Here is a 22,012-nt window from a genome sequence, read left to right on the forward strand (position 1 = left end):
GGAGAGAGGTAATGACGGATGTTCCACTTTATGATGTGGATCTTTTTACAAAGGAAAATCTCGACAACCCCTTTCCGCATTATGACGCGATCCGCGAGCTTGGTCCGGTGGTGCGGCTGCGAGCGCCCAATCCCGACGTCCTCGTGCTCAGCCGCTTTCGCGACGTCACCCGCGCGCTTCAGTCACCGGCAGCGCTGATTTCCGGGAAGGGCACCGGGTTCAACGCCTTTATCAACCAGGAAGTCGCGGAGCCCGGCGTTCTGGCGTCCGACGGAGCCCGCCATCGCAAGATGCGCATGCCGCTCATGAAATATCTTGCGCCGCCGGTCCTCGCCTCCATCCGTCCCGACCTCGATGCGAAAGCCGATGTCAAGCTTGCCGCCCTTGCAGATGGAAGCACGCGCGAGGCGATTTCCGAGATCGCCAGTCTTCTGCCGGTGGATGTCATTTCCGAACTCGTGGGGTTGCCCGAGGGGGACCGCAAGAAGATGCTGAAATGGGCATCTTCGAGCTTCAATGTGCTTGGCCCTATCGACCGTGACGGCGAGCCGATCCCCGAACTCATCGACGATCTGGCAACCGCCGGCGAGGTGATCCGATATCTGAAGACCTTTGATCCGGCCTCGCTGCGACCCGGTTCATGGGCCGCGGAGCTTTTCGAGCAAGTGCAGACCGGCGGCATGACGGTCGGCGATGCGCGCGTCAGCCTTCGGGCCTTCGTCCTTCCGAGCCTCGATACGACAATCAACGCCGCCGGCAATCTGCTTTATCTCCTCGGGACCAACCCCGACCAGTACCAGCGCCTTCGCGCCGAGCCGGAGCTGATCCCGAGCGCGGTGCTCGAGGCGATGCGCCACACCACGATCGTCCGCTGGTTCTCGCGCGTCGCCGTCGAGGACTATCGCGCCGACGATGTCTTCATTCCTGCCGGCGAACGCGTGATGCTGCTGTTCGGGGCCGCAAACCGGGATCCCAGCAAATATCAGGATCCGGAACGCTTCGACGTAGCGCGTAATCCGGCAGACCAGCTCGGATGGAGTGCGGGTCCGCATATTTGCGCCGGAAAGCATTTGGCGAAGATGGAAATGGAGGCGCTATTGAAAGCGCTTGTCAAGCATGCCGCCGCGATCGAGGTGGATGCGCCGACGCCGCTTTCCAATCGCGGCGTTATTGGCATTCGCTCGATGCCGATCCGGCTGCTTCCGGCCTGACGCCATGGAACCGTCGAAGCGCTTTGGGGTGAAGGCGGGCCGCGTCGCCGGCAAGCTTGCCCTCGTAACCGGTGCAGGGCAGGGGATCGGCGCCTGCACTGCGCGCCTGCTCGCCTCCGAAGGGGCGAAGATCCTGCTCACCGATCGCAACGAGGATGCCGTTCAGGAGCGCGCAGGAGAGATCAACGCCGAGTTCGGGCCCGGCGTTGCCTTCGCCGCCCGCCAGGATGTAACGCAAGAAGAGGACTGGGCTACGGCGATTCAGGCCGCAAGCGAGATGATGGGCGGACTGTCGGTGTTGGTGAATAATGCAGGCATCGTCCTGACGGGCAGTGTCGAGGATTTCAGCCTTGAGGAATGGCGTCACGGTATGGCGGTCAATACCGACAGCGTCTTTCTTGGCTGCAAAATTGCGCTGCCCTTGCTGCGAGAAGGCCAGCCTGCATCGATCATCAATATTTCTTCGATCGCCGGGCTGATCGCATCGGCGACCTTCGCGAATTACAATGCCTCGAAGGCTGCCGTATGGCTCCTCAGCAAGTCCGTCGCCCTGCATTGCGCGCGAAACGGCTGGGACATCCGCTGCAACTCGGTACACCCGAGCTTCATCCAGACGCCGATCCTCGACGACCTGGTCGGAGACAAGGAGCGCGATGTGGTCCTGGCCAAGCTTGCGCGTCAGGTTCCGCTTGGCCGTCTCGGCGAGGCGGAGGAGGTGGCCAGCGCAATCCTTTATCTGGCCTCGGATGAATCGCGTTTCATGACGGCCTCAGAAATGAAGCTCGACGGCGGAATTTCCGCAATGTGACCAGCTCTCAGCCGGGCAAGGCGGCCAGCGTCGCGGCTTCGAATTCCAGGGTCCTGCGAATGCACTCCCGCGCGCCAAGGCGCTCGAAAAAGGCGCTGCACCGGGGGTGTTCGTCGATGCCGATCCCCAGCTGTACCATTCGCCGCAGGCACCAGAAAAGATAGATGTCTGCGATCGAAAAGCGATCGAAGAGCCATTGGCGCCCGGCCAGCATGTCTTCGGCGATGTCGGAGAATTCCTGGAGGCGAGCAACCGCACGCTCACGGACGGCTGCCTCGGCCGCTTCGAGGTCGCAGAAATGCCTTGGCACCTGGTACGCCGAAAGCGGCGGGTGCACGCCCGAGGCGAACCAGGCCATCAGCGAAATGCTGCGATACCGGTCAAATCCGGACGGCAAAAGTGCCGCGTCGGCAAACTGATCGGCGATCCATTCGAGAATGGCCACATTTTCGGTAAGCCGATCCTCTCCGATAGCGAGTACGGGCACGGCATGCTTGCGTGTGATGCTAAGAAACGCGTCGCCATGCTGTTCGCGCTTGCGAAGGTTGACGACCTCCACGTCGAATTCGACGTTCGCCTCGATCAGCGCCGCGAACGGCACGAGCGCGCAGGTGTTGGGGAAATAATAGAGCTTGATGTTCATATACTCTCTTCCCGCATCGGTTCCTCAGGCCAGCGACAGGACATGCCGTACGGCATCGGTGAGACCGGCTACGGCATCGGGAGGCAGATCCGTCGATCGCCACGCCACCCAGCGGTCGGGACGCACCAGCAGCGCGCCATGATCGCTCACTTCGCGCACCGCGGCCCATTCGCCGGTCAGATCGTCGAATTCGCACCCCTTGCCAATGGTGCGAACGGTGAGCGGCACGCCGGTCTCGCGAGTGACCGCTTCGGCTGCCTCGGCCCAAGCTTTTCCTCCCAGGCCGACGAGAAGGCAGAAACTGCCCTTGCCCACGATGTCGAGTGTCGACACCTCCGCTGCGCCGTGCTGGACCCACGCGTGGGGAAGGTAGGCGCCTGGAAAGCTGGTCGGTTCATAATATAGTTCCGGGTCGCGCGACGGAGAAGGCATCGGAAGCCCGTCATCGTGAATTGCGCTGGATCGGTAACGCTGCCCCAGTTCCATGCCGATCGCATTCGAACGATAGTTGCCGAGCGCGATGGCCGCGTCGAGTTTTGCGCGTCGTTCGGCCGCTTCCGCCGTGTCCGAGAACAAGGTTTCCAGCTTCTGCCATGCTTCGTTCTCGGGCATCTCGTCCGTCCAGCCCACGGCGGCGGGAATCGGGGCGTTATTCGCCATGCTCTTGTTCGCGCGCTCCACGAGGTGGCGGCCGACCGGCTGGCGTTCGTCATGATAGGTGTCGAGAAGCGCCTCGCCCGCATACCCTTTGAGAACATGGGCGAGCTTCCAGGCGAGATTGAACGCGTCCTGCACCGAGGTATTGGCGCCGAGGCCGCCTGCGGGGGGATGCCGGTGCGCCGCGTCGCCGGCGAGGAAAATGCGTCCCTTGCGATATTGGCGGGCGTAGATGTGATTGACGCGCCAGTCGTAAATCTGGTTGATCTTGATCGCTACGTCGGGGTCGCCGATCGTTTCGCGCGCCCGCTTAAGAAGCTCTGCCTCGCCGACGTCCGCCGTGCCGGCCATTGAGAAGAGCCACTCGCTGTAGGGCGTTACGCAAAGCCAGCTGCCTGCGCCGTACCATTGATGGGGGCCGGGCCGGAAGATATTGTAGAGATAGGCGGGCCGGTGGGCGGCATATTTGGCTAGATCCGCCTCGACCCACATGCTGACGAGACCTTTTTCAGTCGGTGCTCCTTCCATTTCGAAACCGCACTGCTCCGCGACAGTGGAGCGCCCACCATCGGCACCGATCGCGAAGGCGGCCTCGATCCGATATTCTTCGCCTGTCTCGCGGTTTCTGATCGCCGCGACCACCCCGTCGGTATGCTGTTCGATGCTGAGCATCTCGTTGGAATATCGGATATCCGCGCCCTTGGACTTGGCTCCAGCAAGGAGGACCGGTTCGAGCCTGTGCTGCGCAATATTCCACCCGACGCACGGCGATGCGGCGGCATAATCGGATAGCCGCGCGGCCGAGGTGCCGTAGCTTCGATAGCGCGCGAACTCCATTCCATCCATCGAGGTCGCAAACACGTTGAATGGCAGCGACCGCATCGAGACCCCCTGCGTCTTCATCTCATCCTCGATGCCAAGGTCGCGGTAGACTTCCATGCTCCGGGCGTTGGCGACGGTCGCGCGGGGGGTCGGAGCGCACGCGCCATATTTTGAAATGCCGATGACCGCGATGCCGTATCCCGCCAGCAAGGCTGACGCCGCCAATCCGCTCGGTCCAGCGCCGACGACGAGTACCCCGCATTTTTCAGTGCGCATCGGTTTAATCTCCCAAGTTCGTATCACCATCCCATATCTTCCAAGAGATTGTAGGACAATATAGTCATTAAGCTGTCTTCGCAGCGATCGGGCTGGATGCTTTCCGTCCCCGCGCCGCCGCTTTAAACCGTTACGGGGCCGTGATACGGCTTACGAGGGATCCGATGCCTTCGCCCTTGATCTCGACCTCATCGCCGGGCTTCAGGAAAAGGTCGACAGGCCAGCTGCGATCGGCATTCGGCTTTGTCTGGTCGATCGCCGTTCCGGCTCCCGTACCGCCGGCGATCACATCGCCCGGAAAGAAGGTGAAATCGCGAGAATAATATTCCAGGATTTCGGCGAAGGAATAGATCATCTCGTTCGAACTGAAATGCTGTCTCACTGTACCGTTGACGATGGTGGACAGCATGAAATCGTCGGCATCGACCTCCCCGACGACGATGCAGGGACCAATTGACTTCGAGCAGTCGAAATTCTTCACCGGCATGAAAGGAGGGTTGGGCTTGGGAGGCCATTCGGGAATCCGGATGCTCCAGTCCGCCACGAGGGTCACGCCCCAGACATAGGCAGCACCGTCGCTGGCCTTGATGTCCTTGCCCTGCTTGCCGAGGATAATGCCCGGCTCCGCCTCGAAATCGAAATAGCCGTTCGCGCGCTTCGGAATCTGGATATCGGCATCGGGTCCCATGATTGGGCGAGCTTGGCCCCAGAAACCGGACGGCGGCAAGGCGCGGCCTTTCTCCCGGGCCTCTTCGACCGTGAGCGCATCGCCCATGTTTGTGAAGGCTTCCGACTGGTGCGAGGGGTTATTGCTGCCGGCGAGGAAGAACCGCTGCCCGGGCCAGGGGGCGTTGAGACTGGTTTCGGCGGCGTCGAGCCAAAGCGAGGGCTGGTCGGCCCCCGCGAGTTTGTCGGCGAGACGGCCAACGATGTCGAGCCCGTGCGAACCCGACTCGATCAAGCCCTGAAGCGAGCCGAAGGTGGCGACCCAAGCGTCGCCGCCCAGCGTATGCGCGCCAGCGGCGATCGCAAGATCGAGGATACGGTCATTCACGAGCAGCCCGACGCGGTTCCGTGGCCCAAATGTAACGAATTTCATTGGCTGTCTCTCCCTTGGCCGCGACCTCGTTTCTGGTGCGCTGGCTGTCAAACATTGGCCCGGAGCTGTTGCCCGAGCGTTATGGGCATATTAGGCCGACGATGCTATTGCAAGATTGTAGGACAGTGTTGTAACATAAAATGGCTATCAAGGCAGGCGGAGCGAACGCGATCCGGTGCCGGCGCATTGATGAAACGGCGGGTTAACCGCTTGGTCACGGGGAAAGAGATGCCTAATTTCAAGAGCGATGGCGTCGATCTGTATTTCGAGGAAACCGGCGCGGGCGATCCGATCATCTGGATTCATGAATTCGCCGCCGATTATCGGACGTGGGAAGCTCAGGTCCGTCGCTTCTCGCGCGATTATCGTTGCATCACATACAACGCCCGCGGCTACCCACCTTCGGCGGTGCCCGAGGATCCCGGCGCATATACCTATGTAAGTCACCGCGACGACGTCATCCGCCTGATGGACCATCTGGACATCGAAAAGGCGCACCTCGTCGGACTGAGTATGGGGGCCTATACCGGTCTTCAGGTGGTGCTCGAATATCCGCATCGCGTGCGATCGCTGGTCTTCTCCAGCGGCGGCTCGGGCGCTCCCGGCGCCTCGCGCGAGAAGTTCAGGCAGGACACGTTCGAAGGCGCCGACCGCATGCTGGCCGAGGGAATGGAGGCGGGCGCCCACGGCCTCGCGATGGGCGCGACGCGCATCCAGCTTCTCAACAAGGATCCGCGTGGATGGGAAGAGTTCCGCCGCTATATGGGCGAGCATTCAGCCCTTGGCTCCGCGTTGACGCTGAAAAACTACCAGGCGCTCCGGCCGAGCCTCTATGATTATGAGGAGCGGCTGAAAGCCGTCGACGTACCGGTGCTGCTCGCGGTCGGCGACGAGGATGACCCGGTTATAGAAGCGAGCATCTATCTCAAGCGAACGCTGCCGCGTGCTGGACTCTGGATGCACCCGCAAACCGGGCATGGAATGAATATCGAGGAACCTGACGAATATAATCGGCGGATAGGCGAATTCCTGTCCGCGGTGGAGCGCGGCGCCTGGCGGGTGCGCGACAATCGCGCAAACCCGGGGCAGTCGGTTTTCATGGGTGATCGTGCGGAGCACAGGGCGTGAATCTCCAGTTGGAAGGCAAGCTGGCGCTCGTAACCGGCGGGTCGAAAGGCATCGGTGCGGCCATCGCGCGCAAGCTCGCTGAGGAGGGATGCGAGACGGTCATCGTGGGCCGAAACAGTGACCAGCTGGAAGCGATCGCTGCGTCGATTGCTGCAGATACAGGCTCGCGGTGCCATGCCGAGGCTGCTGACCTCTCGCGGTCGGAGGCGATCACCGATGTCGCCGCGAAATGGGCGCATGTCGATATCCTCGTCAACAATGCTGGCGCCATTCCCGGCGGACGGCTTGGCGATATTTCCGAAGCGGCGTGGCGCGAAGCTTGGGACCTGAAGGTGTTCGGCTATATCAATTTGACGCGAGCGTTATTCGACGCGATGGCGAAGCGCGGGCAGGGCGTCGTTGTGAACATCATCGGTGCGGCCGCCCAGATCCGGGACCCCTCCTATATCTGCGGGGTGACGGGCAATGCCGCGCTTACTGCCTTCACAATGTCGCTCGGCAGCGACAGTCATCGTCACGGTGTCCGGGTCGTGGGCGTCAGTCCTGGACCGGTCGCCACCGAGCGGCTGCAGCAACTTCTCGGCGCCGTCGAGAGCAGCGCGGCGCGACCGTTCGGACGGGCCGCGTCGCCCGAAGAAATCGCCGCCGCCGCCGTTTTTCTCGCGTCGCCGATCTCGGGATATACGACAGGAACCGTGCTGATGGTCGACGGTGGAATTTCGGCTCGCGCGGCGTCTTAGGTGGCCCTGATGATGACACGCCCGCTCGATAGGGACAGTTGGGTTGCTCCGCGCATGCGCGTCGTGTCGCCGGATTTGCAGGATGTCTTCGCGACCGCCCGGTTTTTGCGAGGCCATCGTTCATTGACCGGGCATCGCAAGGCCTTGCTTCACCGGATTGTCTTTGATAAAAACTGTCCTACAATGTCATCATACATAAATAGCAATTTGTGGAGGGGGAGGGGTTGGTGCGAATAGAAGAAGTCGACGTGCTCGTTGTGGGTGCGGGGCCGACCGGCCTCACCGCGGCCATCCTGCTTGCCGATTTCGGCGTTGGCGCGATCACGCTTAATCAGTATCCCGGAACCGCCCACACGCCGCGCGCGCACATCACCAACATTCGGACAATGGAGATGTTTCGCGATATCGGCATCGAACCGGATATCGCGGCCGTTTCGGAGAAGCTCTCTTTTCTGTGCAACAATGTCATGAGCGAGTCCTTGGTCGGCACCGAACTCGCACGCTACATGAGTTATGGGAGCGGCTCGGACCGTCTTACCGACTATGCTCAGGCGAGCCCGACGGTTCCGCTGAACTGCGCGCAGCACATGATGGAGCCGGTGCTGCTTGCCGCCGCCCGCAAGCGCGGGGCAGACGTCAGATTTTCGGAGCGCCTGCTTGCGGTCGAGGATGCCGGCGAGCGCGTCGAGGCCCGGATTCTCGACATCAATGCGAACGAGGAATATCTGGTTCGCGCTAAATATTTGATTGGCGCTGATGGTGGCCGTTCGCTCGTGGCTGCGCAGTGCGGGTTCGAATTCGAAGGGGAATCGGGCCTTCGCGATATGGTGAATGTCTGGATGGACATCGACCTCGAGCGCTACACTGCCCATCGCCCCGCGGTCATCTACAGCATTCTCAAGCCTCAGGAGCGAGGCTGGGTGAACTATGGCGCCTTCATCAACGTGTCGCCGTGGAAAGACTGGATTTTTTCATCGCCCGGAACCGCCGATATCCCGGAGGAGGAACTGCTCAACCGGGTGCGCAACGCGGTCGGCGACCCTTCGATCGACGTCCGGGTCAAGAACATATCGGGATGGCAGGTCAACCATCTCTATGCGACCTCCTACATCAAGGGGCGCGTGATCCTCGCTGGCGATGCCGCGCATCGCCATCCGCCCTCGGGAGGTCTAGGCACCAATACATCAGTGCAGGACGCCTATAATCTGGTCTGGAAGCTCGCGCTCGTGTTGGAAGGCAAGGCAGGCGAGGGCCTGCTGAACACCTATCATGATGAGCGCATGCCGGTCGGAAAGTCCATCGTCAATCGCGCGATCCAGAGCCTCTATAATCAGGACAGCGTCGCAGTCGCGCTCGGTTCAGCCGAAGACGCGGACGAATGCCCGTCGATCGACGACATCTTCGGAGACCGCCCGGGGGCATTGGAACGTCGCACGGCTCTCGCTGCGGCCGTCAAGAAACAGGATTATCGCTCAAACGCGCTCGGCGTCGAACTGGGTCAGCAGTATCAATCGAGTGCAGTCATCGACGACGGAACTCCGCCCGTGCGGTCCGAAAAGGATCCTGAACTCTTCTACGCGCCGAGCACGCGCCCGGGCGCCTTCGTCCCGCATGTCTGGCTTGAACATGATCGCGCGCGTACATCCAGTGTCGACCTCGTGGGCAAGGGCCGCTTTACCTTGCTGATCGGCGTCGGGGGCAGCCAATGGACGGCGGCGGCTGACCGCCTCGCTGCTCAGCTAGGGATTGACCTTGCCGTTCGTCAGATCGGATATCGCTGCGAGTATGATGATGTCTATGGCGACTGGACGCGACTTCGCGGGATAGCCGACGACGGAGCGCTGCTCGTCCGCCCCGACGGCTATATTGCTTGGCGAACCGATCACATGCCCGACGAGCCGGACGCGGCGCTGCGCGCGGCATTTGACGCAATATTGTCTCTCCAGGAACACGACCGAAGGGAAGTAGCATGATTTTCCACACGACGTTTCGCATTGATCTGGATCGCGCGCATGAATGGCTCGCCTGCTTGTGGCAAGGGTCGGCACCGGCCAGCATAGTGGTCCGCGAATGGATTACGCTGAAGGATGTGAAGCCGCACACCGCTGTCCTGATCTGGGAGGGCGACGAGGAAGCCAAGACATTTGTCGACCGGGTATTCGGTTCGTTCGGTGAACTCGAGCATATCGAGGTCACATCTTCGAGCGGGATGGCATCCGCATTCGCACGCGACGTCGAGGGCTATGAAAGCATGATGAACGGGCGTGGGGGCGATCCCGCGGAGACCGCTCGCCAGGTCGATCTTCGGCGCCGCGCGATCGCGGCGCCAAGCCCCGATGCGGCGATCGAGGCGGCGCGAGCCTGGAAAGCTGAAGCATGACCTGAGTTAGTTCATCGGGGCCGCCGCCCGCACGACATCGGTTGCGCTTGCCAGAGTTCGGGCGGCGTACAACCGGGACTGGCGCGGCCTCGCAACGGGAGAGAGGCGATGAGCCAGATTGAACCAGAAAGACGCGACTTTCGCGATTCCAAAACGCGTGTACCCGCGATGCGTGCCGCACGCCTTCACGACAGGCTTCAGCCGCTGCGCATCGACTCGGTCGAACGGCCGTCCCCGCGGCCTAACGACGTCCTCGTCGAAATTCATGCCTGCGGCGTGGTTCCCAATGTGCTGAATGTGCTGAATTACAGCGACGATTTTATCGCGGTCCAGCCACCCAAGCCTGCCATTTTCGGCCTAGATGTCGGCGGAATCGTCGTCAAGAAAGGCGATCTGGTTCACGGTTTCGAAATCGGGGACCGCGTCTATGTCAATCCCGCCAGATACTGCGGCACGTGTCATCATTGCCGGAGGGACCACCCGTTCGCCTGTGATTCCTACACGTTGAACGGCTACTTCGGTCTCGCGCCGAAATCCGCCCAGATGTTTCGCGACTACCCCTACGGCGGTTACGCAGAATATATGACGGCGCCGGGTTACAGCTTGGTGAGGCTGGCGGACGGCATCGATTTCTCCCTCGCCGCGCGGTGGGGGTATCTTGGAACGGCCTATGCGGCGCTTCAGCGCGCGCATTTCACGCCTTTCGACACCCTCCTCATCAACGGCGTCTCCGGAACGCTCGGTATAGGCGGGGTCCTATTCGGTCTTGCCATGGGGGCAACCCGCATTCTCGGCGCCGGCCGCGATCCCGATCTCCTCGCACGCGTTAAAGCGATAGCACCGGACCGGATCGAGGTTTTCTCGACTAATGAGGACACTCCACTCGCCCAATGGGTCTTTTCCCGAACCGGAGGATATGGCGCGGACGTTGTCCTGGACGCGCTTGCGCCCGAGGCGAGCATCGAAGCTTTTGAAGCCGGCATCGATTCCCTCGCGAAATACGGGCGCCACGTCAATTGTGGGGGCATTTTGCAGCGTGCGTCCTTCGACACGCCACGCGTGATGGTGAGCTCGCAGTCGATATTGGGATCGAACTGGTTCACGAGCGCACAGGCGCGCGAAATGATGGAACTCGCGCAAGCCGGTCGCGTGGATCTGTCGATATTCGATCATCATGGCTTTGCGCTCGATGACATTAACGAAGCGCTCGCGGCGGTCGAACGGCGCGCGGGGGGCTTCTCGAACTATTTCGTCACGCCGCAATCGGGAGTGGGGGCATGAACTTCCTGCAGAACTGCTGGTATGCCGCAGCCTTGGCGAACGAGCTTGCAGACGCACCTCTCGGTCGCACTCTGCTCGGCGAGCCCATCGCGCTCTACCGCTTGCGTTCGGGGGAGCCAGTTGCCCTTACCGACATCTGTCCGCATCGCTTCGCGCCGCTCAGCAAGGGGCAGGTCGTCGAGGATGCCATTCGCTGTCCCTATCACGGGCTCCGGTTCGGGCACGACGGCAAATGTACCCACAACCCGCTCGGCGCGGGAGTATTGCCGGCTGCCGCGAAGGTCCGCTCCTACCCGATCCGCGAGGTCGATGGCATACTCTGGATATGGTTCGGTGACGAAAAGCCCGATTTTACGACGCTTCCGCGCTTCGAAGAATTTGGAAAACCGGACGAATGGACCTGCGTCGAGGGATATATCCCAGTAAAATCGCATTTCCTCCTTGTGTCCGACAATCTGCTCGATCTCAGCCACGCCGAGTTTCTGCATCCCGACCTTGCCACTCCGGGTTTCAATCGCCGGGTAAAGGTGACCGTCGAGCGCGACGGCGATGCTATCGTCGCTGTAAACCGGCGTCCGAGCGAACCGATTTCGAATGCATTTCGTCTCAGCATGGGAGGGGATGAGGCACCAGATTTCGTCGACCGTGTTTCGACCGTGAGGTGGGAGGCGCCGGCCAATCTCAGTTTGATTTTCGATGCGTTTCCGGCCGGTCAAACAACGGAGCGGGTGAGGACCGTTCAGGCCCATCTGATCACACCGGAAACGGAAACAAGCTGTCACTATTTCTTCAAGATCGCGCGTGACCACCTGCTCGATAATGCCGGGGTGAGCGAACGGATATTCGCGCTCGCCGACCATGCTTTCCGGTCGGAAGACGCGCCGATGATCGAGGCGCAGCAGCGGCGGATCGGTGAGGGGGGCTTCGATGCCATGGGCCCGGTCCTTCTTAAGAGCGACGAGGCCGCAACCCGCGCGCGAAGGATTTTCGCGGAGAAGCTCGACGCGCAGACGGAGAATGAATCGCGAGTCAACATCGGGAGGATTTGATGGTCAGAAGAGTTGTGGCGGGTCACCGGGGCGGGAAGGCCGTTTTCCTGTCGGACGGACAGCCGGCTGGCGTCCAGAAATTCCAAGCCATGCCCGGCATGATGACGGCGCCGATCTGGGAGACGGGCCCGACAGCGGCGGTTTCGTCAAACGACGCGATCGTACCGCCGGGCGAAACAAGCTTTCTTCCGGCTCCGGGGGAAACCAGGTTCCTCTATCTGCAGGTTGCTCCACAATCGGTGATGATGAACCCGGACTTCGACCCCGTCGCGGCGCAGGAGGAAATGTTGCGACTGCAACCGGAGATGGCGGCCTTGATGGAAGCCGATGCTCCCGGAATGCATCGCACCGAGAGTATCGATTATGTCATCGTCCTCGACGGCGAGATCTACATCGAACTCGACGATGGCGCCGAAATCTTGCTTCGCCAGCACGATACGATCATCCAGATCGGAACCCGGCACGCGTGGCACAATCGAAGCGACCGGCCGGTGCTGCTTGCAGTTGTCCTCGTCGGCGCTTTGCGAGGCTGAGGCTTGCTGTTGAGGCAGGGCACCACAACCAGCTCGGATGGCACGTCCATCGCGTTTGTCGAGACCGGCGAGCCCTCGCGGCCGCCGATCATTTTCATTCACGGCTATCTTTTTTCGACGGACGCATTTGAGCGACAGATCGAATCGAGCCTGGGAAGTTCGTTCCGATTGGTTGCTCTCGATCTCCGCGGTCACGGAAACTCTGGCAAGCCCGAGGCCTCGAGCGCTTATCAGGATGCGTCGCTTTGGGCTGACGACGTGGAAGTCGTCCTGAACGAGCTCGATATAGAAAGGGCGCTTCTTGTCGGATGGTCGCTGGGATCGCGCGTCGCGCTTAACTATGCCTGGTGCAAGGGGTTCGAGCGCATTGCCGGTATGAACCTGGTGGCCGCGACGCTAGCGACGACGGCTCATGACGCTAGTGGCGGTCTGACCCAAGATCTCAGGAATCTTCTGTCTCTCTCCAAGCCTGAAAGGGAGGACGCAACCCGCTATTTTCTAAAATTATGCGGTGCGCCGACGCTCGACCTTGCGGCGGAAGAGCATTTTCTCGATATGGCGATGCGGGTGCCCCCGACTGCGCGCTTAGGCGCCCGCTCCTGGATGCTGCCTTATGACGACACGCTGAGCTGGGTGACGGTCCCGACGATGATCACCCACGGCGAAAGCGACCCCGTTGTCGCCGAAGCCCTGTCTCGATCGCACGTAGCCGCAATTCCAGGCGCGCGCCTCGATATCACTCCCGACGCCGGGCATCTGGCGTTTTTCCAGAATCCTGAGGTCTTTAATCAACGACTCCGATCTTTCGCCCGCGAAGTTTTCTAACTCAAAATCGTCATACATTTCAGTCTTGCAATTTCGCCGGAATGATGACAGCCTTCGCTTGGGAAAATCGAAAAAATCGCCCGTTAGCGGCGATCGAACCACGGGAGAGGAAGATGAATAACATCCGGATTGCGTCTCTGGTTGGCGTTGCTGCAGCTTCATTGATGTCGGCGCCGGCATGGGCCCAGGCATCGGGCGAGGAGGATGGCACCAAGGTTGCCGAAATCATTGTCACCGCCCAGAAGCGCGACGAGCGGCTTCAGGATGTTCCGGTAGCCGTCACCGCGGTTTCGTCCTCGCAGCTCGAGGCTGCCAATATCGAGAATGTTCTCGACCTCAACCTCGTCGCGCCGTCGCTCAACACCGTGGCGACCAACGGCATCTATCTCGGCAACACGATTCGCGGCGTCGGTTCACTAGCCTATGGGGCAGGCGTCGAGTCGCCCGTCGGGCTCTATGTCGATGGCGTATATCAGGCCGCGCCCTTCGCGTTTTCGACGCAGCTCAACAACGTCGCGTCGGTCGAGGTGCTGAAGGGGCCGCAGGGAACATTATTCGGTCGGAACGCCACCGGCGGTCTTATCAATATCAAGACCGCTGTTCCCGGCCCTGATCCGACGGCAAAATTCTCCGTGAGCTACGGGAACTATCAGATCCTCCAGGGCGATGCCTATGTTTCGGCGGGTCTCGGTCCCAACCTGGCCGCCGACATTGCCTTCTCGGGCAAGACGCAGGGCAAGGGCTTCGGGTTCAATCCGACGACTGGGCGCGACTGGGACAAGCTTGACCATAATATCGCCCTGCGCTCGAAATGGCTTTGGACACCGGGAAGCGCTACGACGATAACGCTGATCGGCGACTATTTTGAGGGTTCGGGCACCAGCGGTGGTGGCATCTCGTACCCTGGCAAAGTCTCCGGCTACACGGGGCGCATCGCTCCCGATCTCGGGTGGGGCGCGGACAGCGATCTCGAGATTCAACGCAAGGTCAGCGGTGGCGGCGTCTCGCTGCAACTGGAGCAGGATTTCGGCGGCGTGACGCTGAACAGCATTTCTGCCTATCGGGAATCCAAATATCCGCTCCTGCAGGATATCGACTTCACGCCGCAGTCGTTGGCCTTCATCGATTATTCGCAAAAGGATCGCCAGCTTAGCCAGGAATTCCAGCTCAGCTCAGATAACAGCTCGAATTTCAAATGGACGGTCGGGCTCTTCTACTTCGATCTCAAATCTGATGTGGATTTCGTCGTCGATCTCACCGGATTTCCCTTCGTCGCCGCACGATTCAACTATCTCGATACCGTGGGAGCCAAGTCCTATGCTGCTTATGGTCAAGGTACATATGCTCTCGGCGAAGACACCAACCTCACCGTCGGCCTCCGCTATACGAGCGAGAAGCGCTCCGAACGCAACGCGTCCCTAGGGCTCGAGTTTGTGCCTGGCGTTATCATTCCGATTACCTATCCTGACAGGACGTCGAAGGAAAACAAGCTGACCTACCGTGTCAGCCTCGATCATCGTTTCTCGGACGAGGTCATGGTCTATGCGTCGCTCAATACCGGCTTCAAGAGCGGCGGCTTCAACTCGACCGCGCCGGGCGAAGCACCCTATCTGGCCGAAAAACTTACGGCTTATGAAGTGGGCATCAAGAGCGACCTCTTCGATCGCCGGCTCCGCGCCAATATCTCGGGCTTCTACTATGACTACAAGAATGTTCAGGTGCAGCGCCTCTTCAACGACTCGCTGTTCATCATCAACGGACCCGCTGCACGCATCTACGGCCTTGATGCCGACTTTACGGCGGCGCTCGCCGACGGCCTCACATTCTCGGGCGGCGTGACTTGGATCGACCCGAAGTTCAAGCAGTTCCTAGGCTGCCCGCAGGCGACGCCCGCGGGCGGGGTTCCGCTTACGACCATCGGCACCGATTGTACCGGCAATCAACTGCCGTTCGCCGCGAAGTTCAATTTCAGCGGCGCTCTCAACTACACGGCGGAGGTCGGCTCCGGAAAACTCGATCTGGCAGCGAACATCTATTATAACAGCGGATATTTCTTCGAGCCGGACAATATTCTTGAGCAGACGAAATATGCAATGCTTGGCGCCTCAGCGAAATACAAGTTCGACAATGGCCTATCGATAGGCCTGTTCGGGCGCAATCTGACCAACAAGCGCGTCATCGGATACGCGACCCACCAGGCCAATGGCAATGCGTCGCTCAGCTATCAGGAACCCCGTACCTACGGAGTGACCCTCGGCTTCGAATTCTAATCCCGCGTTTTCGACTTCGGCACGCTCTCAGCCGGACTAACCTGGTGGGGCCGTCGCCCCACCAGGATTTTTCCGTTTAGCTGCCTAAGGGGGCGCGAAGGTGATCGGAACTCGAATAGCTTTGCCCGTCGCGCCGATATCAGCGGCCGGCACCGCGACCCTTGCGAATATGCGCAGGCGCCGGCCGACCGCAGGCTGCGTCAGGGTTCTTTAACCGCTGGCAGCGGCGCGGCGGCAAGAGCGAGGGGGAATTGCCGTTCTATGGGCGACCGCGATTCCAGTCGATCTCGACGGATCTTGAGCGGCGTTGATGCGCCCGGCGTGAGTTCGGTCGCACCAATGCTTATTGTATGATAAATCCTCCCGCTGCCGAGAATGCCCGGAATTCCTGATCGGTCAATCCTGCCTTCGCTTTGGCGCGCAGGGCCGCCATGGCATGTTCGTGGCCGCCGGGCGTATTCATTGTCATGAACTTGTGATCGATGTCTGGCGCTGGCGGTCCGAAGGCATGTGTGCAATTGCGCGGGGCAAAAGCCAATGCGCCGCGCTCGAGGATGACGTCGGCCGTTCCGCACGTCATCGCGAGCTGGCCATCGAGAATGAAGAACATCTCCTCCTCGGTGGGCTGATAATGCTTCGGTGCGGGCGGAATTCGCGATACGAAATTGAGCATCGCCGTACCGCCGCTTTCGTCACCTCCGAGAACGCGTTTGCGAAAACCCGGGTCGGGTCCGTCGAGGGCGACTTCGCTCTCTGGGGTGTGCACCAGCCGCGGGACCGCGCGGCGCTCGAACAGCTTTTCGCGAAGAGCTTCGAGATCGCCCTCGCCGCTGAACTCGAACTCGACCGGAGGCATTTCGCTATTCGTCAAGCTATCGTTTTCGAGCAATGCATCGTCGAACCGGAAGCCGTAGCGCGAAAGGACCGCCCGATACGGCGTGAAGTCATTTTCTTTTTTGTGCGCCCAAAGCTCATGCGCGTCCGCGAAGGCGCGCTCGAGTCCGGCGGATTGATAGACGAGGTTCACCCAGACCGGCGCGTCGGACGTATTGCGGATGCTGAACCGCGTGCGGGGAGGGGCGTATGCGAGGGTGAAGCGGGCGGCGGTTTCGACAAGGCTACCAACGCCGATCTCGGGCGTACCCTCGACGACAATCAGAAATGTCTCCCGATCATCGTGATAGTGCGGCGGCAGTCCTGCGCCAGGAGCGATCACGATGCTGTGAACGCTGAGCCGGCCCGCGCTCTGTTCCCCGCGCAGATAGGTACGGATGTCGAAGCCTAGCCATGACTGGTCGATCCCGTCTTCACGGCTGGCACAGACGACCGGGCAGGCTTCGGTTTCGGCCCACCGGTTCCGGAGGCGCTCGAGATCCAGCGGCGAAGCGACCGACCATTCGATGGGGGGTCGCGGTTCGGTGATGAGGGCATTCACCCTGAGATTGTCGGCTTCATTGGCCTGAGGCATGTCATCTCTCCATTGTCCTACAATCACGTAGTATATATCTCGCTTGTGATTTTGTAAATTGCGCGGCGCTCACCTGCCGAAATTGACAGGGCGAGGCCATAGCCCCTTCGCCGCCTGGCTGCGTGCATCAGCGAGGCTTAGCACGTCGGCAAAGCCTCCCGTACGCGCAGCATCGGTGCTGTTGTGGCGCTCTATTTCGAGGCGCCCGAGCTGGTTTCTGTGAACTTCGTCTGGCCCGTCCGCGAGCCGCAACAGACGTGCCGTTGCGAATGCCGCAGTTAGGAAATGATCGTTGTTCGTTCCGCCCCCGCCGAACAGTTGCATGGCCCAGTCTATGACTTGCTGCGCCATGCGCGGGGCGGCGATCTTGATCATTGCGATTTCGCGACGCGCCGCCTTGTTGCCGTCGGAATCCATCATGCACGCCGCCTTCATCGTAAGCAGGCGGCACTGCTCGATCATGATGCGGGCTTCGGCGATTCGCTCGAGCGTGACAGTCTGTTCGGACAGAGGGCGACCGAACGGTTCGCGCATCGTGGCCCGGCGGCACATGCGTTCGAGGATGCGCTCTGCCAGTCCGATGAGGCGCATACAGTGGTGAATACGGCCAGGGCCAAGGCGGCCTTGGGCAATTTCGAAACCCCGTCCCTCGCCGAGTAGCATATTGCTGGCGGGAACGCGCACATCATCGAAAACGACTTCGGCCGCCCGGTCAGGCACTCCGTAAAAGCCGAAGACGGGAAGGGCGCGGATGACTTCAACTCCGGTGGTCGCACGCGGCACGAGGATCATCGACTGCCGCCTGTACGGGTCGGTTTCGTCTCCGCCGTTCTTGCCCATCACGATCATGATTTCGCAGCGCGGATGGGTTGCGTTGGTAGTGTACCATTTCCGCCCGTTGATCACATAGTCATCGCCATCGCGCACGATCGAGCAGCTTATGTTGGTGGCGTCCGATGAAGCTTGGTCTGGCTCCGTCATAGCGAAAGCGGATCGGATTTCGCCACGGAGCAATGGCTCAAGCCATCGGGCTTTTTGCGCGTCGGTGCCGTAGCGGAGAATGGTTTCCATATTCCCGGTATCGGGGGCGGAACAGTTAAAGATCTCGGGTGCGAACAGGCTGCGTCCCATGATTTCGCAGAGTGGCGCATAGTCGGCATTGGACAGTCCGTCAGGGCATTCACTCGCAGGCAAAAACAGGTTCCACAAGCCCGCGGCACGTGCGAGCTGCTTAGTTTCCTCGACGACCGGATAAACGGCCCAAGGGCCGAGACGCTCGGCCTCGAGATAATAGCGGCGCTCTTGCGGATAGATGTGCGCTGCCATGAAATCCTCAAGCAGCGTCGCGGTCACCGTCGCATCGTGGCGAGTCCGATTCATAACTTCTCTCCCCGAGTCTTGTTAAATGTCCTACAATCTGTAATGACAATCTGCAAGCGTGACGGGACAGTCGCCGATCAGGGAAGAGGAATGGGCGCCATGGCAGAAGGCATCGATACACCGGCGTACGGCGAACTTGACGCTGCGGCACCGGAAACGAGCCAGCGGCCCGAAACGACATCCGTCGCTCTGTCACAGGAGGCAAGCCAGTGGCTTGCCGCTAATGTGGAAGGTTTTGCGGGACGGGGACGCGTTGCCAAATTCGGATTTGGGCAATCCAATCCGACCTTCCGTCTCGATGGCGATAGCGGTTCTTTCGTGCTGCGGCGCAAGCCCCCCGGCGTGCTCCTCCCGGGGGCTCATGCGATCGAGAGGGAGTTTCGCGTCCTCCAGGCGATTGCAGACACCGTCGTTCCGGCCCCGCGCGTATTTGCCTTATGCGAGGACGATAGACTGCTGGGCGCGCCTTTTTACGTCATGGAACTGGTCGAAGGTCGGCTTTTCTACGACCAGCGCATGCCGGGTGTCGAACCAGAAGCCCGGCGTGCATTGTTCGAGGCGATGTGCCGTGCTGTCGCAAGCCTCCATTCGGTTGATCCCGCCGGGGTCGGGCTTGCGGACTACGGTCGCGCCGAGGGGTTTCTGGGCCGGCAGGTCGCGCTCTGGACGCGGCAATATCGCGCCAGCGAAACAAGGCGGATTCCGGCCATGGAGCAACTCATCGACTGGCTGCCCCGCAACCTGCCTGAGGATCAGGCGGCGCGCATCTTCCACGGGGATTTGAGGCTCGATAACATGATCTTCCATCCGAGCGAGCCGCGAGTGACTGCGCTGCTCGACTGGGAACTTTCGACGCTGGGAGACCCGTTGGCGGACTTCGCCTACCATAGCATCGCCTGGTGGATCGAAGCCGACTTGTTCCGCGGTTTCGCGGATCTTGACCGGGTGGCGATGGGCATTCCCGAATGGCCCGATTATCTGCAACTCTATCTCGACCTGTCGGGCAGGACCGACCGGCCCGACTGGGACTTTTATCTGGCGTTCGCATTTTTTCGTATCGCCGCGATCCTCCAGGGCGTCCGCCGCCGCGCCGAAACCGGTCAGGCGAGCAGCGCTGATGCCGCTCACGTCGGTGCCAAAGCCGAACCCCTTGCGAAGCTCGGCTGGGCGATCGCCGTGGCTGGCCATGGGGCGACCGCCCCGGGAGGCCGTTCATGACAGGCGTGAGCGATAATTCACTTGGCGGCGCCCAGGCAGGCGCCGCGCGTGGAGCGCGGCCTAGGCTGACCGGCGGACAGGTCTATCTTCTTGGTCTGTTGATGGTCATCAACATGTTCAACATGCTCGATCGCTATGTGATCAACATCGTCGCCGAACCGATCAAGCGCGAACTGGCGCTTAGTGATGCGCAAATCGGTATCATGACCGGAATCGGTTTTGCGCTCACCTATGCGATTGCCGGAGTCGCGGTGGCGCGGCTCGCCGACCGCATGAACCGACCATGGTTGATCGCGGGGAGCGTCACTATCTGGTCCGCCTTCACGGGATTGAGTTCGGCAGCTCAGTCATTCGCACAGCTTCTGATCTGCCGCTTTGGCGTGGCGTTCGGCGAAGCCGGTTGTACGCCGGCAGCTCATGCCCTGATCGTAGACTCGGTTCCGCGCGAGTCGCGCGCATCGGCGATCGCCATATATTCGATCGGTGCGCCGCTCGGCCTGCTGCTGGGCATGGGCGTTGGCGGTCTCGTGGCGCAGGCCTATGGGTGGCGGATGGCGTTTGTCGTCGCAGCCGTGCCCGGTGTCGTGCTTGCGCTTCTGGCCGCGCTGACGATCCGCGAGCCGCGCGTGCGCTCGTCCCGCATTCCGGCGGATCGTGTCTCGCTCAAGGAAGCCCTCGGGATGGTGCGCGTGAAGCGAACCTATTGGTTTGCGTGTGCGGGATATGGCTGCGTCCTCATGGTATCGTTCGGGCTGTCCGCTTTTTCTGCGCCCTATTTTCTGCGCAACCATGAGGCGGAGATCGGAGTGCTCGCTGCAACGATCGGTTCGCATTTCGGGGTCGCGATGAAGCCGCTGGGCTTTCTTGGCATCGCGCTCGGCCTGACATATGGCCTTTCGGGCGCATTCGGTACCTGGTTGGGCGGCTATGTGAGCGATGCGCTCGGCCGCGTTGACATGCGGCGTGCGTTGTGGCCCAACATAGTCGGCAATCTGCTGGCCGCCGGCTTTTTTGTCGCCGGCTTTACCGCAGACTCGGTTGTTGTCGCACTCATCCTGCTGACGATCGGGCAGATCGCGCTCGCGTCATCCGCAGCGCCCTTCTTTGCGACGATCCAAGGGATAACCCCCGCTCCGATCCGCGCCACATCGGCTGCGATCGCTCTCTTGGTGATCAATCTCATGGGAAGCATGGGGCCGCTGGTAGTCGGCATGGCTTCGGATTTGGCGAGCGTGCGTCAAGGCGAGGGAGGGGGCGTTCGCACCGGCCTCTATTGCGTCATTGCGATGTCTGCCATGGCCGCCTGGCTTTTCTATCTGTCGTCGCGAACGGTGACGCGCGACGCCGAATTTTGATCGCAATCGCGCATAGCCGGGAGACCGTTCGCGATCGACGGCCTTTCGCTCTGGGATCGTCCTTCGCAAATGAGCGCCCGCGCATCCGCGCGGCTCGCCGCGTTTAGGGTTCGGGTGCGAACGCACGATCGGGCAAGGCGGACACGCGCGCGCGCGTAAAATCAACATGGCGCCGTCCGGCAGCTTCGGCGGCAAGCTCGTCTCCCGAAAGAATGGCTTCGGTGAGCTGAATGAAGTCTCCGGGCTGCTCGGAGTCCGCCGCGCGGCCGAACGTTCTGAGCTGCACCCGCATGATGTGGGTGTGCGCATCGGGGAAAAGGCTGCGCAATTCCTGATTTTGCGACATGCGCACGATGAAGCGGTAGTAATTCTCGCGAACCCGCAGAAAATCGGGAAAGCTGCCGCCGCTGCTTTCGGGCGTCAGGTGCGCCTGGAGGTCCTTGAACGACTGGCGATCTTCGGGGCTCTTGAGGTTTCGGGCCGCGCCCCTGGCTGCAAGCCCGAGCATCACTTCGACAACGTCGAGAAGGTCGCCGACTTCCTGGCGCGTCAATTGTCTTACGACTGCTCCCCGGTTGGGAATGATCGTGACCACGCCGGTAGAAGCCAGGCGATGGAGAACTTCGCGAATAGTGCCGCGGCCGACCCCGAAGCGATGCATCAGGTCCGGGGCGATAAGGCGCTGACCGGGTACCAGGCTACCCTCGTAAAGACCTCGCAAAATACCTCGATAGGCCCGCTCGAACGGAGTGAGGGGCGGGGCGGCTTTCGGGTTCGCATCCCCTTCGCCGTTCGTATCAGAATGTCTCTGCCGATCTTCCAAATTCATAGCTTCGTCCCGGACCGCTCCAGCGCGCACGGGCGGTCCA

20 protein-coding genes are annotated in these 22,012 nt (G+C 61.1%); 13 read left to right on the top strand and 7 right to left on the bottom strand.

Features of this window, described 5'->3' with window-relative positions:
* Positions 1-11: 11 nt before the first annotated feature.
* Both VJ811_RS00650 and VJ811_RS00655 read left to right on the top strand, forming a co-directional pair.
* Positions 12-1,211, top strand: a complete 1,200-nt coding sequence (locus VJ811_RS00650; protein WP_324070181.1) for a cytochrome P450 — start codon at positions 12-14, stop codon at positions 1,209-1,211.
* Positions 1,212-1,215: 4 nt separating this feature from the next.
* Positions 1,216-2,019 (top strand): SDR family oxidoreductase, encoded by an 804-nt coding sequence (locus VJ811_RS00655; RefSeq protein ID WP_324070183.1) that lies wholly within the window; start codon positions 1,216-1,218, stop codon positions 2,017-2,019.
* A 7-nt stretch (positions 2,020-2,026) separates the two neighbouring features.
* On the opposite strand, the gene VJ811_RS00660 is transcribed toward VJ811_RS00655, so the two are convergent.
* The 3 genes from VJ811_RS00660 to VJ811_RS00670 form a co-directional block, all read right to left on the bottom strand.
* Positions 2,027-2,662, bottom strand: a complete 636-nt coding sequence (locus VJ811_RS00660) for a glutathione S-transferase family protein (RefSeq protein WP_324070185.1) — start codon at positions 2,660-2,662, stop codon at positions 2,027-2,029.
* 24 nt (positions 2,663-2,686) lie between these two features.
* Positions 2,687-4,417 (bottom strand): FAD-dependent monooxygenase, encoded by a 1,731-nt coding sequence (locus VJ811_RS00665; protein WP_324070187.1) that lies wholly within the window; start codon positions 4,415-4,417, stop codon positions 2,687-2,689.
* Positions 4,418-4,547: 130 nt separating this feature from the next.
* Positions 4,548-5,567 (bottom strand): fumarylacetoacetate hydrolase family protein, encoded by a 1,020-nt coding sequence (locus tag VJ811_RS00670; RefSeq protein ID WP_324070189.1) that lies wholly within the window; start codon positions 5,565-5,567, stop codon positions 4,548-4,550.
* A gap of 177 nt (positions 5,568-5,744) precedes the next feature.
* Here VJ811_RS00670 and VJ811_RS00675 point away from each other — a divergent pair, with 177 nt between their 5' ends.
* From VJ811_RS00675 to VJ811_RS00715, 9 genes are all read left to right on the top strand, one after another.
* Entirely contained in the window at positions 5,745-6,644 is a 900-nt protein-coding gene (locus VJ811_RS00675) for an alpha/beta hydrolase (protein WP_324070191.1), read from the top strand.
* On the top strand, positions 6,641-7,384 hold the full coding sequence (locus VJ811_RS00680) for a short-chain dehydrogenase/reductase (protein WP_324070193.1): 744 nt from the start codon (positions 6,641-6,643) through the stop codon (positions 7,382-7,384). Before VJ811_RS00675 ends, VJ811_RS00680 begins: the two co-directional genes overlap by 4 nt.
* A 227-nt stretch (positions 7,385-7,611) precedes the next feature.
* On the top strand, positions 7,612-9,357 hold the full coding sequence (locus tag VJ811_RS00685) for an FAD-dependent monooxygenase (protein ID WP_324070259.1): 1,746 nt from the start codon (positions 7,612-7,614) through the stop codon (positions 9,355-9,357).
* The gene (locus VJ811_RS00690; protein ID WP_324070195.1) at positions 9,354-9,764 is read left to right on the top strand and encodes a hypothetical protein; all 411 of its coding nucleotides are present in this window, start codon (positions 9,354-9,356) and stop codon (positions 9,762-9,764) included. Before VJ811_RS00685 ends, VJ811_RS00690 begins: the two co-directional genes overlap by 4 nt.
* Before the next feature lie 108 nt (positions 9,765-9,872).
* Positions 9,873-11,045: an alcohol dehydrogenase catalytic domain-containing protein gene (locus VJ811_RS00695; RefSeq protein WP_324070197.1), complete on the top strand. Its 1,173-nt coding sequence runs from the start codon at positions 9,873-9,875 to the stop codon at positions 11,043-11,045.
* Complete coding sequence (locus VJ811_RS00700) at positions 11,042-12,094, top strand: aromatic ring-hydroxylating dioxygenase subunit alpha (RefSeq protein ID WP_324070199.1); 1,053 nt, start codon at positions 11,042-11,044, stop codon at positions 12,092-12,094. The genes VJ811_RS00695 and VJ811_RS00700 overlap by 4 nt, the downstream gene beginning before the upstream one ends.
* A complete protein-coding gene (locus tag VJ811_RS00705) occupies positions 12,094-12,627 on the top strand; it encodes a cupin domain-containing protein (protein ID WP_324070200.1) in 534 nt (177 codons plus the stop codon). The genes VJ811_RS00700 and VJ811_RS00705 overlap by 1 nt, the downstream gene beginning before the upstream one ends.
* Positions 12,628-12,636: 9 nt before the next feature.
* The gene (locus VJ811_RS00710) at positions 12,637-13,452 is read left to right on the top strand and encodes an alpha/beta hydrolase (RefSeq protein WP_324070201.1); all 816 of its coding nucleotides are present in this window, start codon (positions 12,637-12,639) and stop codon (positions 13,450-13,452) included.
* 41 nt (positions 13,453-13,493) lie between these two features.
* Positions 13,494-15,722: a TonB-dependent receptor gene (locus tag VJ811_RS00715; RefSeq protein WP_324070202.1), complete on the top strand. Its 2,229-nt coding sequence runs from the start codon at positions 13,494-13,496 to the stop codon at positions 15,720-15,722.
* A 343-nt stretch (positions 15,723-16,065) separates the two neighbouring features.
* Here VJ811_RS00715 and VJ811_RS00720 read toward each other — a convergent pair whose 3' ends face one another.
* Together VJ811_RS00720 and VJ811_RS00725 are read right to left on the bottom strand one after the other, a co-directional pair.
* Positions 16,066-17,190, bottom strand: coding sequence for a cupin domain-containing protein (locus VJ811_RS00720; RefSeq protein WP_324070203.1), 1,125 nt, complete (start codon positions 17,188-17,190; stop codon positions 16,066-16,068).
* A gap of 69 nt (positions 17,191-17,259) precedes the next feature.
* Positions 17,260-18,516 (bottom strand): acyl-CoA dehydrogenase family protein, encoded by a 1,257-nt coding sequence (locus VJ811_RS00725; RefSeq protein ID WP_414711899.1) that lies wholly within the window; start codon positions 18,514-18,516, stop codon positions 17,260-17,262.
* A 153-nt stretch (positions 18,517-18,669) separates the two neighbouring features.
* On the opposite strand from VJ811_RS00725, the gene VJ811_RS00730 reads away from it, so the two are divergent.
* Complete coding sequence (locus VJ811_RS00730; protein WP_324070207.1) at positions 18,670-19,788, top strand: phosphotransferase; 1,119 nt, start codon at positions 18,670-18,672, stop codon at positions 19,786-19,788.
* Positions 19,789-19,805: 17 nt separating this feature from the next.
* On the opposite strand, the gene VJ811_RS00735 is transcribed toward VJ811_RS00730, so the two are convergent.
* Entirely contained in the window at positions 19,806-19,982 is a 177-nt protein-coding gene (locus VJ811_RS00735; protein ID WP_324070269.1) for a hypothetical protein, read from the bottom strand.
* On the opposite strand from VJ811_RS00735, the gene VJ811_RS00740 reads away from it, so the two are divergent.
* Positions 19,911-21,143, top strand: coding sequence for an MFS transporter (locus VJ811_RS00740; RefSeq protein WP_324070262.1), 1,233 nt, complete (start codon positions 19,911-19,913; stop codon positions 21,141-21,143). The two genes, VJ811_RS00735 and VJ811_RS00740, sit on opposite strands and share 72 nt — an antisense overlap.
* 103 nt (positions 21,144-21,246) lie before the next feature.
* Here VJ811_RS00740 and VJ811_RS00745 read toward each other — a convergent pair whose 3' ends face one another.
* Positions 21,247-21,972: a GntR family transcriptional regulator gene (locus VJ811_RS00745; protein WP_324070209.1), complete on the bottom strand. Its 726-nt coding sequence runs from the start codon at positions 21,970-21,972 to the stop codon at positions 21,247-21,249.
* Positions 21,973-22,012 lie beyond the last annotated feature (40 nt).

This window comes from Sphingopyxis sp., from assembly GCF_035250425.1.
Lineage (GTDB): Bacteria > Pseudomonadota > Alphaproteobacteria > Sphingomonadales > Sphingomonadaceae > Sphingopyxis.